Raw genomic sequence first — 14,119 nt, forward strand, 5'->3', positions numbered from 1 at the left:
TTCCAGAGAGGTCTTGCAGAGAGAGGTCTTACAGAGTCAGCGGTGTATGCGCGCTAATCAAGCGTGCGGGCACCTCGCCCCTGTTGGTGAAGGTGTGTGGGATCGCGTTATCAATGACATAACTCTGCCCCGCGCTCACCGTATAGGTTTCACCACCGTAGGTAATTTCGATGCTGCCTTCCAGTACGGTGCCTACTTCCTCCCCTTTATGGCTAAGCCGATCGCCGGTTGAACTTCCCGGCGCATAGGTTTCAATCAGCATGCCCAACGTTGCCCCTTCCTGCTTGCCGTGCAGCAATTCCAGCGAAACTCCCTGCGAGCCAACCTGTACGCGCTCCGATGGTTCAATGACGATAGAAGGGGGGGCTGGCGCTGCTTCCTGTTCAGCAAAGAAGTCAGCCAATGACATGCCATAGACGCCCAGCAGCTTATGCAGCGTACTGATGGAGGGCGATACCTTGTTCTGCTCAACCGTGCTGACGGCGCTGTGAGTCAGGCCGGCAAGCTCAGCCACTTTACGCTGGGAATACTGGCGCTGCTTGCGCAGTTCAGCAAGGCGCTCTCCGATTGCATTCCAATCCGCTCTGCTCATCGACTGTATATTCCTCGAAGCCGTGTGATTACCGTGGGGTAACTGCGGTGCTAAAAAGGCCGCTATGATGGAGCTTAACGGGTGCGGCGTCTATCATGATAAAAGTAAAAAAAGCTGCGGCGGTCTCTCGTCGATCACGTACTGGTACGTGGCGCACAAGGACAGCGCTATACCTATAAGCAAAACAAGCAAAACACCAACGTGCATATATGAGGAATTCAATGCAGAAGCTGACACAAGAGTGGCCGCTCATGACAGGCATTCTTGCCGTCGTGGCAGGGTACTTTCTGGAATCCCTGTGGCTGGGCAATGGGCAGCTGCTGGCGGGAGTGGTGACCGTCGGGTTGGTGCTGATCATTATCGGGGCTGCGATGCGTGTTGCCCATCATGCAGAAGTATTGGCAGAGAAGGTCGGTGACCCCTACGGCACGATGATATTAACGCTGTCAGCGGTGCTGGTGGAGGTGATGATCCTGATCATCATGATGAATAACGAGCACTCTCCCACCCTGGGGCGCGACACCATCTACTCGGCCGTGATGCTCGACATGAACGGAATCATTGGGCTAGCGGCGCTGCTGGGCGGTTTCAAGCATGGTGAGCAGGTATATAACGATGACTCCAGTAAAAGCTATGTGGTGATGATCCTGACCGCCATGGGCGTCACCATGGTGCTGCCCAGAATGCTGCCCGAAGCCAACTGGGTCGAATTTTCGCTGTTTAATATTGGGGCGATGGTGGTGCTCTACGGCGTATTCCTGCGCATGCAAACCGGCCCACACAGCTACTTTTTTGCCTATAACTACCCGGACAAGCGCAAGCCTAAACAGAAAAAGCCCGACCAGCAGGGTGGCACCATGGCAGCACAGCCCCAGCCTGACGCGCCCGCCAATCTTTGGTGGTCAATTGGCGTGCTGGTGGTGGGGGTGTTACTGACAGGGCTATTGGCTGAAGAGATGTCAACGGGGCTGTCGATATCTACCCAAGGGCTGCCGCTGCCTCCGCTGTTTGTCGCTGTTGTGGTGGCACTGATTTCGGCCAGCCCTGAGATATTGACCGCGATACGTGCTGCGCTGGCGAACCATATGCAGTCAGTCATCAATATTGCGCTGGGGGCTTCACTTTCTACCGTGGTGCTGACGGTGCCTGTCATCGAGCTGATTTCGCTGATCCAGGGCGAGCGCATCGTGATGGCTCTGGAGCCTATTCAGATGATGATGGTGGGGTTAACGCTTCTCGTGGCCGCCATTAATCTGAACGATGGTGAAACCAACGCCATCGAAGGCATGACGCACTTCGTCCTCTTTGCCACCTTTGTAATGCTTGCGGTAATGGGTGTTTAGCGTTTTGAAGGTGCGGGGCGAAAGTAACCACTCACTTCGATAGCCATTTTGCTGAGCTTCACTGATGCAAACGGCCCTGTTCTCTCGTCGGGAACAGGGCCGTTGTGTCATGGGGCTGACGAACCAAAAGAGAGTGCCTGGTAGTCAAAGGCAGCGAACCTTTACATCAGCATGTCGGTGCCAAACGGTAGTATCGAGTAGTAGATCGCGAGGAAGTGACACACACTGCCGCCAATCACAAACAGGTGCCAAATGGCGTGGTTGAAGGGCAGTTTCTCTATGGCGTAAAAGAGCACGCCGACAGTGTAGGTGATACCGCCCGCCAGCAGCAGATCGCGTGCGATGGGAGAGAGCTTGGCTACCATTTCTCCAGGGAACAGCACCATCAGCCAGCCCATCACTATATAGATACAGACGCGCAACGCATGGAAGCGTTCAGGCCACAGTAGCTTGCTGCCAATGCCGAGAATGGCGAGTGACCAGGTCAGCCCAAATAGTATCCAGCCTACTTCTCCCCGCATATTGACGAGTACAAAGGGTGTGTAAGTGCCCGCTATCAGGAGAAAGATGGCGCAGTGATCAAGTTGCTGAAGCAGCCTGCGGCGTGAGCACTTACGCGAAGCATGATAGAGACATGAGACAAGATAGAGGGTGGTCAGACAAGCTCCATATACACTGACACTGGCAATCTTCCATGGGTCTACCGCAAGGCTGGCTAACACGATAAGCAGTATCATGCCCATTACGCTGAGTACGGCACCCAAACCATGGCTTGCGCTGTTAAACCACTCTTCCACGGCAGCACGACCGCGAAAAAGCAGCGTGTCATGGCGCAGTTCAATGGCGGATGCGATAGCTGACATGTTCGGCCTCCTTGGCTGTGGCATCGGATGTCTGAACGAGAGTGAGCCAGCATTGCCCAAGAGAGTGGCAAACGTGTGAAAGCCCGACTCTTTTACAGCTTGCAGTGCCTTGAAAGGTCGGCACCTCGCGCATACCACCCCTTTAGTGTAGGAGTGGTGCACTGGGAAATGGTTCCCGCTTGCGCGCAAGGGGACGCTTTAAGATTACTAATCGTCCAGCGGCGTGTAGTCGCTGAGACGCAGCATGTGGCCGAGTTTGCTGGCCTTGGTGGACAGGTAGCGCTCGTTATAGCTGTTCAGGCCGGTGGTGAGCGGCTGACGCTCGACTACTTCAACACCGACCTGCGTCAAGGCATCCACCTTGCGAGGATTATTGGTCATCAGCTTGAGCGCTTTGATGCCCAAATGTTCCAGCATCGGAGCGCACATTTCATAGGTGCGCAGATCGGCGGCAAACCCCAGCTGATGGTTGGCCTCTACCGTGTCCAGCCCCTGATCCTGTAGCTGGTACGCTTTGATCTTATTGATCAGTCCAATACCGCGTCCTTCCTGACGCAGGTACAAAAGCACCCCGCGCCCTTCCTCGGCAATTCGCTTCAGCGCTTCTTCAAGCTGGAAGCCGCAGTCACAGCGCCGCGAAAACAGGGCATCACCGGTCAGACACTCGGAATGCACGCGGCCAAGCACTGGCTCGCCGTTATTGATATCGCCCAGCGTGAGCGCGATATGCTGCTGCCCGGTTTCATCATCTTCGAAGCCATGCATGGTGAATTCAGCAATTGCATTGGGCAGCAGGCAGTGGGATACGTAACGCAGTGTCACAGGTTCCTCGCATCGGGGGCTTTGGCCTTGGTATACGGCATGGCGCCCCCCTTCTTTGATAAATTTAATTGGCACGCACTTTAGCACTGGCCGCTGTTAGCGTCTTATAAACGCTGGTTATATACCCTATTGGCAAGCGCCAGTGCACGATCTCAGTACAGCTATGGGCAGATCCATCGGCATCTATTGATATATCCGCTAGAATACTCCTCATTGCCTATCGCTTGCGCTTCCCGGTGAAGCGCACATTGCCATCCGCATGAGAATTTCCGATGACCTTGAAAAACGACCGTTTTCTACGCGCACTCACTCGGCAAACCGTTGATCGCACTCCCGTCTGGATGATGCGCCAGGCTGGGCGATACTTGCCTGAATATCGGGAAACGCGCGCGCAGGCCGGGGATTTCATGTCGCTATGTCGCAACGCACAGCTCGCCTGCGAGGTGACGCTGCAACCGCTGCGTCGCTACGAACTGGATGCGGCGATCCTTTTTTCCGATATTCTTACCATCCCCGATGCTATGGGCCTTGGTCTGCACTTCGTGCCGGGCGAGGGGCCGCACTTCTCGCATCCCGTGCGGGATAGCGATGCGATTGCGGCGCTTAAAAAGCCTGACGTGAAGCACGACCTGGGCTATGTCACGAATGCCGTTAGCGTGATTCGCCGTGAACTTAACGGTAGCGTCCCCCTGATCGGGTTTTCCGGCAGCCCATGGACGCTGGCGACTTATATGGTTGAAGGCGGCCCAAGCAAGGACTTCCGCCATATCAAGGCGCTGATGTACTCCGACCCCGAAGCGCTGCATGCCCTGCTGGCGCTGCTGGCTGATGCGGTCACTGAATATCTGAACGCGCAGATTCTGGCGGGCGCGCAGGCAGTGCAAATCTTCGATACCTGGGGCGGAGTGCTGACAACTCCTGCGTATTCCGCGTTTTCGCTCGCTTATATGCAGCGCATCGTGAGCGGCCTGATTCGAGAGCACGAAGGACGCCAGGTGCCCGTTATTCTGTTTACCAAACAGGGCGGTCAGTGGCTCGAAAGCATTGCCGACAGCGGCTGTGATGCCGTAGGACTCGATTGGGGCATAGAGCTTGGCAATGCCCGCGCCCGCATTGGTGATCGCGTCGCACTACAGGGCAACCTGGACCCGAACGTGCTGTTTGGCTCGGCAGAGACTATCCGTCAGGAAGTCGCACGCACCCTCGAATCTTTTGGTGAGGGCGAGGGGCATATTTTCAATCTGGGCCACGGCATCTCCCAATACACGCCGGTAGATAACGTAAACGTCATGCTTAACGCGCTTCATGAATTAAGCCCTCGATATCATTTGGGATGAGGCGGGGGAGGTATTGAGAAGTTTGGTACTGTCTGAGCTAATGTGCTCAATAGTCGATTGAAAACCAAACCGAGTGGTTAAGTGGGCTGGGGTTTGAGTGTATACAAATACATTCCTCCCAGCCTTGTTTTTATGCCTATGATGGTCTGGAAGACTCATTCCTATGGCTGTAGCACCGCCATGGAGCTGGTGGGGCATTAGCGTATTGTTGGGGCGGCTGTCCTGTTTGTTGAGTTTGGCTGTCTCGCTTATTCTCCAGTTATATGTTTCCCATTATTATCAGGTAATTAAATAGATATTGACTTGTCTACATTTAATGGGCGAGATGTTCAGAATAATTCACTCACTTTTTTCGCTTAAGTTTGAAATTAATTATTTCCTGAATTCTGAAAAAGAAATGTGCAGCAACGGTGTTGCAATTGATATTCCATCTCATTTGTGGTCTAGTTGCAGAATGTAAAAATGCTTGGGTGGAGCGCGTGGCGCTCACCTGTGGCGTGTCTTTAGCGCGTCTCTGCTTAGGGGGAAGTCAAGATGCCGGTTTCTATCCGCGCGTGTGCTGCTCGTGCTCTTCTGATGTTGGCGGCAAGTGTCGCACTGATGGTCAGCGTAGTGAATGTGAGCCAGGCGCAATCGCAGCGCAGTGTGGCAACCGCTCATGGCGATATCACTGTACCCGAGCATCCGAAGCGTGTTGTAACGTTGTACGAAGCGGCTCTCGATACCTCTATTGCAGTAGGCGTTAAGCCGTTGGGGGCCGTGTATACGCGCGGTGGCTCAAGCGTGGCTGACTACATCAAGGATCAGGCGCAGGGCATTGATATTGTCGGTGGTCCCCGTGATATCAATTTCGAGAAGGTGTTGAGCGAGCGCCCTGACCTGATTCTGGCGAGTCCCTTCACTCCCGATGCGGTATATCAGCGCCTCAGTCAAATTGCGCCGACCATCGTGCCCAAGCATGACCGAGAGAATCCGTTCCCCGAGAATTATTGGCAGAATGAGAGCCGGCTGTTCGCTCAGGCGCTGGGCAAAGAGCAGGAGATCAATGATGTATACGCCAGGCTCGATGAGCGTATTGATCAGATCGGCAAGGAGATCAACCCCGATCGGGATCAGCATTTGGCGCTGGCACGCTGGAATCCGCAAGGCCCTATCGTGATGTCTGAACGTGTGTTTGCGGATGATCTGTTGCGTCGCCTCGGCTTTATTGCGCCGGATATTTCCCGGAAGCTGACCAAACGGCCCCATTCGGACGTGCTGAGCCTTGAAAACCTCGATCAGATTGATGGCGACTGGCTATTATTGGCAACGCTGAATGGCGAGGGCGAAGAGGCTTTGGCCGCTGCAGAAAAACAGCCAGCATTCCAGCGCTTGAAGGTGGCGCAGAACAAGCGCGTAATTACGGTAGATGGTTCGCTGTGGACCAGTGCCGCAGGCCCTATTGCGGCGAACAAGGTGCTGGATCAACTAGAGCAGAAAATGAAGGCCGCTCACCAGTAGATAGGCTGTTGTATTCATGAATGCAGTGACTCCCCGCGCACGATTTGTGCGCGGTTTCGTGTTGTCGATACTGGCGCTTGGAATTGCTCTGAGCGCCAGCCTTGTATTGGGTGCCGGTGATGTTTCCGCTGTGCGAGCTGCCAGGGCGCTGTTTGGCAGTGACGATCCGCAGGCCTGGTTCGTGGTATCGGAGCTAAGGTTTCCGCGTACCTGCGTCGGTATTGTGGTGGGGGCGCTGTTGGGAATTGCCGGTAATCTGCTGCAAACCGTGACGCGTAATCCATTGGCTGAACCGGATCTGTTGGGCATCAGTGCTTCTGCTACCGCTGCTGTGGCGCTCGCGCTTTTGATGGGTGCCGATTTGGTGGCTATCCAGGTATGGGTGGCGGTAGTGGGAGCGCTGGGAGGCTGTGCACTGGTCTTGGCAGCCGCACGAATGAAGGGTGTCGGCGATGATCCGGTGCGTCTGGTGCTGGCAGGGGCAGCGCTTAAAGGGTTGCTGGTATCGCTGGTGTCGCTGATCTTGCTGATTGATCAGCGCACTGCGGATGAAATCCGCTTCTGGACGATAGGCGCTCTTGCTGGGCGTGGTTTTGATCAGCTTGAAAGTGTCCTGATACCGTTGTTGCTGGGGCTGGCGCTGACCATCGCTATCTGCAAGCCGCTGGCAACGCTGGCGCTGGGGGAGAGCGTCGCCAGTTCGCTAGGCCAGCGCCCGCAGTTAACGCGCTGGCTGACGCTGATCGCGGTGGCGCTGCTGTCAGGCGTTGCTGTTGCCCTGGCCGGCCCGATTGCCTTCCTGGGGCTTATCGTGCCGACGCTGGCCCGCGGTATGGCAGGGCCTGATATCCGGCGTTCTCTGCCGCTGTGCGCGCTGCTTGGCCCTGCTGTTATTTTGCTGTCCGATGTGATCGCCCGCGTGGTAGTACCCCCTTCAGAGCTGCCACTTGGCGTCGTCACGGCATTTCTGGGTGCTCCCATCCTGGTGGCGGTAGTGCGGCTACGGCGTACTTCACTCGGTAAAGGCTAAAGGAAGAGCAAATGAACCGCCCCATGACAGCGAATGAGACGCCCGCGCCAAGTGCTCCCCGCGATACCCTTGTGTGGCGCTGGCGAACGCTCAGTGTCACCTTCCCCAAACGCTCGCTAAAAGGGTGTGCACTATTGAGCTGCGTGCTGATCCTGGCAGTGATTCTATCGCTGGGTATCGGCACCATCATGCTTTCACCGGCTCAGGTGATCGCAGCGCTGCTGGGGAAGGGCGATCCGATCAATGTCTATCTGATCCATCAGCTGCGTCTTGAACGTATTGGCGCTGCGTTGGCCAGTGGTGCAGGGTTTGGGTTGGCTGGCTGTTTGCTGCAAACCCTTACCCGCAACCGCTTGGCGATGCCCGATATCATTGGTATCAATAATGGTGCTACAGGCTTTGCTGTTGCCTCTATCGTGGCCCTGCCCATGGGACTGGCTCCGCCGCTATGGGCGCTGGTCGGTGCAGTGACAGCCACGGCGCTTACGTTTGCGCTGGCAGGCGGAGTAGGAACGCGCGGCTACCGCTTTATCATTGTCGGAGTGGGCGTGGGCGCGCTGTTTGGTGCGCTCACCAATCTGATGCTGGCGCGAAGCAGCATCGACGAGGCCAATGCTGCCTTTGCCTGGACGGTGGGTTCGCTTAATAGCACTGGCAGTGGTGCCCAATGGATGATGTGGATAGGGTTGCTGGTATGTCTTCCCGCTGCCCTGTGCTATGCACGCCAGCTTTCGGGGCTGCGCTTCGCTGAGGCGGTGGCCCAGGGCTGGGGGCTGCGCCCCGCTCGGTTGCGCGTGCTGGCCCTGGTGCTGGCGGTCGTATGCGCAGCGCTGGCGGTCGCATTGGCGGGGCCGGTTGGCATGATTGCGCTGGCGGGGCCTGAGTGCGCACGCTGGCTCTCCAGCAAACGCACCATGCCAGTAGTGAATTCGGCCATTGCCGGGGCGGTATTAATGATGCTTGCCGATCTGCTGGGACGCACGCTGTTTTCTCCGGTGGAGATTCCGGTCGGCATTGTGACATCGCTGCTGGGAAGCCCGTTTTTGATTTGGCTGCTGCTGCGCGGACGTATTTCCACCACGCTTTAAGCCGTTATAGCTTCTATCAGCGAGCATCGACGCCATTATGTGGTCGGTGCACTCATTCGAGTTCAGTACGCACACGCTGCGTCAGGTTAAGGTATGGAAGAACTTTTACATACAGCGCATCGCTCGGCGCAGTTGAGCGCGCATGATGTGGTGCTGGGGTATGGCAATCGCACGGTTATCAATGGACTCAGCGTAACGCTGCCGGAAGGCAAGGTCACCGCTATTGTGGGGCCGAACGGTTGCGGTAAATCAACACTGCTATCAGCGCTGGCGCGACTGCTTCCGCCGCGCTCCGGTGAAGTGCGCCTGAATCAGCGCTCCGTGTTCTCAATGGCCCCGCGCGAAGTCGCAACACTGCTTGCGCTGCTGCCGCAGCAGGCGACCGCGCCGGAAGGGCTGACGGTGTCCGAACTGGTACAGTTTGGCCGCCAGCCACACCAAAGCTGGTTTCAGCAATGGTCGCGTGAAGATCAGCACATTCTTGAAGCGGCGCTGCGGGCTGCTGATCTTGAGGCGTTGGCTGACCGGCCGCTGGAGTCGATGTCGGGCGGTCAGCGTCAGCGCGCCTGGCTGGCTATGACCATTGCCCAGGCGACACCGTTGCTACTGCTCGATGAGCCTACTTCCGCGCTGGATTTGGGCCATCAGATCGAAGTGTTCGAACTGATCCGCTGGCTCTCGGTAGAAGGGGGCAAAACCATCGCCATGGTGGTGCATGATCTTGTCAGCGCGTGCCGCTATGCAGATCATCTGATCGCCATGAAGGATGGCGTTATTGTGGCGGAGGGTGCGCCTTCCGACGTGGTGACGCGAGAGCTGGTGCGAACGTTATACAACATTGAGTGCGAACTGATTACCGACCCGCTTTCCAATAGTCCGGTACTGACACAAATCCAGCGCGCCTGAGGCTGGCACTATCATCATGTGCCATCGGACTCTGTTATTCATCGAATGGCTCAAGAGGTTCTCAAGTGAGTAAGTTTTCAAGCGAAGAAGTGCTGACCGTCAAGCACTGGAATGACACGTTATTCAGCTTTACGTGTACAAGAGAGCGTGGATTGCGCTTCAAGAATGGTCAATTCGTGATGATCGGGCTGGAAGTGGAAGGCCGCCCGCTGGTGAGAGCGTATTCCATCGCCAGCCCCAACTACGCCGACGAGCTGGAATTTTTCTCGATCAAGGTGCCGGATGGTCCGCTGACATCGCGTTTGCAGCATCTTCAGGTTGGCGACACGGTGCTGGTGAGTCGTAAGCCCACGGGTACGCTGGTGCTCGACGATCTGCGCGAAGGGCGTCATCTCTATCTGCTATCGACCGGAACCGGGCTGGCCCCCTTCATCAGTCTGATTCAGGACCCTGAAGTCTATGAGCGGTTCGATCGTATTGTGCTGGTACACGGCGTGCGCTGGACGAGCGAGCTGGCCTACCGTGAGTTTATTGCCAGTGAATTGCCGCAGCACGAATACCTGGCTGATGACGTGCGCGAGAAGCTGATTTACTACCCCACGGTCACGCGGGATGAGTTCGATACGCAGGGGCGCCTGACTGACCATATCAGAAGCGGAAAACTGGCTCAGGATATCGGCTTGCCCCAGATGGACCCCGCTCACGATCGTGCCATGATTTGCGGTGGCCCGGCGATGCTTGAGGAAACGTCGCAGGTACTCGACGAACTGGGGTTCAAGGTCTCGCCGCGCATGGGAGAAGCGGGCGATTACGTGATTGAACGCGCCTTCGTTGAAAAGTAGGTCGGCTGCTCTGTACTACTCTGTCGCTCCTGGCTCCCCATTGCAGCTCTGGTAGAGTCTCGCAATGGGGACGGAAGCTGTCTTTTACACCGCGTCTGGGCCGGTTTCGCCGGTACGGATACGAATAACCTGTTCGAGCGGAGCCACAAAAATCTTGCCATCGCCAATCTTGCCGGTGTTGGCGACTGAGGTAATGGCTTCGATCACCTGATCGACCATAGCATCGTCAACCGCTGCTTCAAGCTTCACTTTAGGCAGAAAGTCGACAACGTATTCGGCACCTCGGTACAGCTCGGTGTGTCCCTTCTGGCGTCCGAATCCTTTGACTTCAGTCACGGTGATGCCCTGAATGCCAATTTCGGAGAGCGCCTCGCGCACATCGTCCAGCTTGAACGGTTTGATGATGGCGGATACCAGTTTCATTGTCAGTTTTCCTTGGTTATGCAGTTGTCGGTCGCGTTGTCAGGGGTATGACGCCATAATATGCGGCCATCGTCGAGGTACCTTTAGCATAAATCAATTCGGTGCCTTTTCACCCTGGTCGCTGGTGACGAAATGGGCAATGCATTGATATGTAGGGAGATCCCCGGCGGAACCTCTCATGTTGCCTTGTCTCAGCGCGCCTCCATCGACTGATAGAGAGGAAGGGGGGGCGACCTCCCTCTGACCAGTCGCCTTCTGAAAGCACGTGCAGCGCCCTCAAATGTCGAAAGATACGCTACCGTGACACTACGTGTCTGACGTTAATTCTGCGTTTTAAAAAATTAACGGCAGACATTGTGCCATTTTGGCCTATTGGCTATAAAAATCATGCAGTTGCCAATTTTCCCTGAGGCCGGCAGGCAAGTGCAGGCACTCTGTTAAATGGGCCTTGTATTTTGATGAATCAAAATGGTGCGTTCAGGCAGTTTCTCGCGTTTCATTGCACCATTTTTGGTCATCATCTTCGGCGGCCGGCATTTTGCTGACGCTTGTGGCGCATGCTGGCTGTTTATATTGCGTGATTGGCACTGGAATTTCCGCTCAATAGTGTGGAAGATGTGTGTCTATTGGTGCTTCGCACCAGCAGGAGCGTTATTCAGCGCTCTTTCGCGTTTCAGGCAAGGAGTAGGACACTATGTCCAACAACGATATTTTCGGTCGCATCGCTCAAAATGTTGGCGACAAGCTTTCCAGCGTTTCCCAAGGCCCGGAAGAGCTTCAGCGTACCGTGCAGGGTGCCATGAGAAGTGCCTTTGATCGGCTCGATCTGGTGTCGCGCGAAGACTTTGACATCATGATGGATGTGCTAACGCGCACCCGTTCTCGTGTAGAAGCGCTTGAAGCGCGTCTTGCCGAGCTGGAATCCCAGCTGGCTGCCGACAAGTCTTCTGTGAGCACTGAAGCCGGTTCAAGTGACCAGCCGAACGACTAATGGAAAGTAGTGCGTACTGATGTACGCTCTAAAAGGCTGTTGTCTGCGTGGCTTCCCGCATTCTGCGATGGCATCCTCTGCCGGTAGCGGGTCAGTATGCCGCTGGAATGGGCAGCAGCTATCGGTGTTGCCGCTCGTGCGGAGCACCACTACACCTTCCGCTTGCTTGGCGTGTCGCCTGGGGAGTGAGTCTTGCGCCTCGGTGGCACCTGTCTCAATGCGACAAACGCTCTAGTTGGTTAATGTAATCCTATAAAAAGCCTCGCTTTGAAGGGGCGTGTAGCTGTGGAGCTTGAATGTCTTCCTCATCCTCACCTGTAGAATTGACGCTTAGGGGAGTTATCCTTGGCGCTATCATTACGCTGCTGTTCACGGCGGCCAATATTTATCTGGGGCTCAAGGTCGGGTTGACCTTTGCATCCTCAATTCCTGCGGCTGTTATCTCGATGGCCGTTCTACGTTGTTTCAAGAGTTCAAGCATTCTTGAAAACAATATGGTGCAAACCCAGGCATCCGCTGCCGGTACCCTTTCCGCGGTTATTTTTATTCTGCCCGGCTTGCTGATGATGGGCTACTGGAGCGGTTTTCCGTTTTGGCAGACTTCCTCTATCTGCGCGATTGGCGGCATTCTCGGGGTGCTGTTTACCATTCCGTTGCGTCGGGTCATGGTGGTGCACAGTACTTTGCCCTATCCCGAAGGTGTGGCTGCAGCAGAAATCCTGCGTGTTGGTAGCCCGGGTGAGGATTATGCAGAAACGCCCATTGAGCGGCCCAAAGTGGTTGAGGATGGGCGGGCGGCCCCTGGGGGGCGCGAGCTGCTGATCGGCAGTCTGGTGTCTGGCTTGTTTGCGCTGTGTACCACTGGTTTCAGGGTGCTCGCTGATTCTGCGTCGATCTGGTTGAATGCGGGCAGAAGTGCCTTCCTGATTCAGCCTGGCTTTTCGTTGGCGATGGTGGGTGCGGGTTATCTCATGGGCGTCAGTGCAGGTGTGGCGCTCTTCATTGGTATTGCGCTGTGCTGGGGCGTGTTTGTGCCGCTGGGCATGCTGTGGGCTGACCATCCCACCGGCGTTGCCTTGAGCGATATCGGGATGAACGTATGGTCATCTCAGGTGCGCTTTTTGGGTGCTGGGGTGATCGGCATCGCTGCGGTATGGACACTGATTACGCTATTGAAGCCGATGGTGCAGGGGGTAGTTACTTCCCTGCGTGAAGCGGGTCGTTTTGCGGCTGAAAAGGATCGCCGCGACCGCGATATTCCGATCAGTATCCAGATGTTGCTCAGCGTCCTGATGCTGGTGGCTCTTCTGGTGGTGTTCTATCAGTTCCTTCATGCCGCGGCCCCGATGCTCTCCGCCACTGCGCTGTGGGCAGCGATTATCGGCTGCTCGCTGTTCTCCTTTATCTTTGGCTTTTTGGTAGCGGCAGCGTGCGGCTATATGGCAGGTTTGATCGGCTCTTCCAGTAGCCCTATTTCTGGCATCGGCATTATTGCGGTTGTGCTGGTAGCGCTGCTGATTCTCGGTCTTGAAAGCATCGTAGGTGGGCTGACAAGCAATGGTGGTCAGTTGGCAATTGCGCTGACGCTCTTTACCACCTCGGTGGTGATTGCGATGGCTGCTATCTCCAATGACAACCTTCAGGATTTGAAAGCAGGGCTAATGGTAGGCGCAACTCCCTACAAACAGCAGGTGGCATTGATTATTGGCTGTGTCGTAGGGGCGCTCATCATTCCGCCGGTGCTGGAGCTTTTGTACCACGCTTACGGTTTTGCAGGCGCGCTGCCGCGACCGGGCATGGATGAGGGGCAGGCGCTGGGTGCACCTCAGGCCACGCTGATGACCGCGATTGCTCAGGGAGTCTTCAAGCACGAACTGGATTGGACGATGATGCTCTCCGGTGTGGGAGTTGGCATTGTGCTTATCGTGATTGATACCCTGCTGCGTCGCACCACTCGCACGCTTAGTATGCCGGTTATCGCCGTGGGCATGGGGATCTACCTGCCTTCCAGTGTTAACTCGGCGCTGATTTTCGGGGCTGTCGTATGCTGGTTCGTTAACCGCTATTTCGCCCGTCGTGCCCAGCAGAGCGGCAATACGCTGGAAGCAGAGCTGGATCGTCCCAAGCGTCGGGGTGTACTGCTGGCCTCGGGACTGATTGTCGGGGAGAGCCTGATTGGTATCTTCATCGCGGCGCTGATAGGCGCCACCGGCAGCGATACCCCGCTGGCACTGGCCGGCAATGGCTTTGCGGATGTTGCCCAATGGCTCTCGCTTGCCGCATTCATCGCTTTCTGTGTGTGGTTCTACCGCTATCTGGTGAAGCAGCGTCGCCCCAGCTAATGCGAAAATGACAAAAAGCGCGTAAATGGCGCGCTCGTAT

At 56.0% G+C, this 14,119-nt stretch carries 13 protein-coding genes; 9 read left to right on the top strand and 4 right to left on the bottom strand.

Annotation, left to right across the window (positions count from 1 at the left end):
- Positions 1-28: 28 nt before the first annotated feature.
- On the bottom strand, positions 29-592 hold the full coding sequence (gene puuR, locus L881_RS0109970; protein WP_025733553.1) for an HTH-type transcriptional regulator PuuR: 564 nt from the start codon (positions 590-592) through the stop codon (positions 29-31).
- A 221-nt stretch (positions 593-813) separates the two neighbouring features.
- Between puuR and L881_RS0109975 the strand changes: the two genes are divergently transcribed.
- Positions 814-1,935, top strand: coding sequence for a calcium:cation antiporter (locus tag L881_RS0109975; protein WP_025733554.1), 1,122 nt, complete (start codon positions 814-816; stop codon positions 1,933-1,935).
- 161 nt (positions 1,936-2,096) lie between these two features.
- On the opposite strand, the gene trhA is transcribed toward L881_RS0109975, so the two are convergent.
- On the bottom strand, positions 2,097-2,798 hold the full coding sequence (gene trhA / locus L881_RS0109980) for a PAQR family membrane homeostasis protein TrhA (RefSeq protein WP_084055476.1): 702 nt from the start codon (positions 2,796-2,798) through the stop codon (positions 2,097-2,099).
- A 207-nt stretch (positions 2,799-3,005) separates the two neighbouring features.
- Complete coding sequence (ribA, locus tag L881_RS0109985) at positions 3,006-3,620, bottom strand: GTP cyclohydrolase II (RefSeq protein WP_025733556.1); 615 nt, start codon at positions 3,618-3,620, stop codon at positions 3,006-3,008.
- A 272-nt stretch (positions 3,621-3,892) separates the two neighbouring features.
- Here ribA and hemE point away from each other — a divergent pair, with 272 nt between their 5' ends.
- The 6 genes from hemE (at position 3,893) to L881_RS0110015 (ending at position 10,323) form a co-directional block, all read left to right on the top strand.
- A complete protein-coding gene (hemE, locus tag L881_RS0109990) occupies positions 3,893-4,957 on the top strand; it encodes a uroporphyrinogen decarboxylase (protein WP_025733557.1) in 1,065 nt (354 codons plus the stop codon).
- A 534-nt stretch (positions 4,958-5,491) separates the two neighbouring features.
- Positions 5,492-6,457, top strand: coding sequence for an ABC transporter substrate-binding protein (locus L881_RS0109995; RefSeq protein WP_025733558.1), 966 nt, complete (start codon positions 5,492-5,494; stop codon positions 6,455-6,457).
- Between the two features lie 16 nt (positions 6,458-6,473).
- A complete protein-coding gene (locus L881_RS0110000) occupies positions 6,474-7,487 on the top strand; it encodes a FecCD family ABC transporter permease (RefSeq protein ID WP_051464865.1) in 1,014 nt (337 codons plus the stop codon).
- A gap of 23 nt (positions 7,488-7,510) precedes the next feature.
- On the top strand, positions 7,511-8,575 hold the full coding sequence (locus L881_RS0110005) for a FecCD family ABC transporter permease (RefSeq protein ID WP_025733560.1): 1,065 nt from the start codon (positions 7,511-7,513) through the stop codon (positions 8,573-8,575).
- 93 nt (positions 8,576-8,668) lie between these two features.
- Complete coding sequence (locus L881_RS0110010; protein ID WP_025733561.1) at positions 8,669-9,481, top strand: ABC transporter ATP-binding protein; 813 nt, start codon at positions 8,669-8,671, stop codon at positions 9,479-9,481.
- A gap of 65 nt (positions 9,482-9,546) precedes the next feature.
- Complete coding sequence (locus tag L881_RS0110015; RefSeq protein WP_025733562.1) at positions 9,547-10,323, top strand: ferredoxin--NADP reductase; 777 nt, start codon at positions 9,547-9,549, stop codon at positions 10,321-10,323.
- Positions 10,324-10,407: 84 nt separating this feature from the next.
- On the opposite strand, the gene glnK is transcribed toward L881_RS0110015, so the two are convergent.
- A complete protein-coding gene (gene glnK / locus L881_RS0110020; protein ID WP_025733563.1) occupies positions 10,408-10,746 on the bottom strand; it encodes a P-II family nitrogen regulator in 339 nt (112 codons plus the stop codon).
- A gap of 694 nt (positions 10,747-11,440) precedes the next feature.
- Between glnK and L881_RS0110025 the strand changes: the two genes are divergently transcribed.
- Positions 11,441-11,737 (top strand): accessory factor UbiK family protein, encoded by a 297-nt coding sequence (locus L881_RS0110025; RefSeq protein ID WP_025733564.1) that lies wholly within the window; start codon positions 11,441-11,443, stop codon positions 11,735-11,737.
- A gap of 296 nt (positions 11,738-12,033) precedes the next feature.
- Positions 12,034-14,079, top strand: coding sequence for an OPT family oligopeptide transporter (locus L881_RS0110030; RefSeq protein ID WP_025733565.1), 2,046 nt, complete (start codon positions 12,034-12,036; stop codon positions 14,077-14,079).
- Positions 14,080-14,119 lie beyond the last annotated feature (40 nt).

Origin of the sequence: Carnimonas nigrificans ATCC BAA-78 (assembly GCF_000526695.1) — a bacterium.
Lineage (GTDB): Bacteria > Pseudomonadota > Gammaproteobacteria > Pseudomonadales > Halomonadaceae > Carnimonas > Carnimonas nigrificans.

Excerpts from the sequence above, each read along its gene's own strand:
- L881_RS0110005 (WP_025733560.1), top strand. The coding sequence starts at position 7,511 with ATGACAGCGAATGAGACGCCCGCGCCAAGTGCTCCCCGCGATACCCTT.
- glnK (WP_025733563.1), bottom strand. The coding sequence starts at position 10,746 with ATGAAACTGGTATCCGCCATCATCAAACCGTTCAAGCTGGACGATGTG.
- trhA (WP_084055476.1), bottom strand. The coding sequence starts at position 2,798 with ATGTCAGCTATCGCATCCGCCATTGAACTGCGCCATGACACGCTGCTT.
- L881_RS0110000 (WP_051464865.1), top strand. The coding sequence starts at position 6,474 with ATGAATGCAGTGACTCCCCGCGCACGATTTGTGCGCGGTTTCGTGTTG.
- hemE (WP_025733557.1), top strand. The coding sequence starts at position 3,893 with ATGACCTTGAAAAACGACCGTTTTCTACGCGCACTCACTCGGCAAACC.
- L881_RS0110010 (WP_025733561.1), top strand. The coding sequence starts at position 8,669 with ATGGAAGAACTTTTACATACAGCGCATCGCTCGGCGCAGTTGAGCGCG.
- L881_RS0109975 (WP_025733554.1), top strand. The coding sequence starts at position 814 with ATGCAGAAGCTGACACAAGAGTGGCCGCTCATGACAGGCATTCTTGCC.
- L881_RS0110025 (WP_025733564.1), top strand. The coding sequence starts at position 11,441 with ATGTCCAACAACGATATTTTCGGTCGCATCGCTCAAAATGTTGGCGAC.
- L881_RS0110030 (WP_025733565.1), top strand. The coding sequence starts at position 12,034 with ATGTCTTCCTCATCCTCACCTGTAGAATTGACGCTTAGGGGAGTTATC.
- L881_RS0109995 (WP_025733558.1), top strand. The coding sequence starts at position 5,492 with ATGCCGGTTTCTATCCGCGCGTGTGCTGCTCGTGCTCTTCTGATGTTG.
- puuR (WP_025733553.1), bottom strand. The coding sequence starts at position 592 with ATGAGCAGAGCGGATTGGAATGCAATCGGAGAGCGCCTTGCTGAACTG.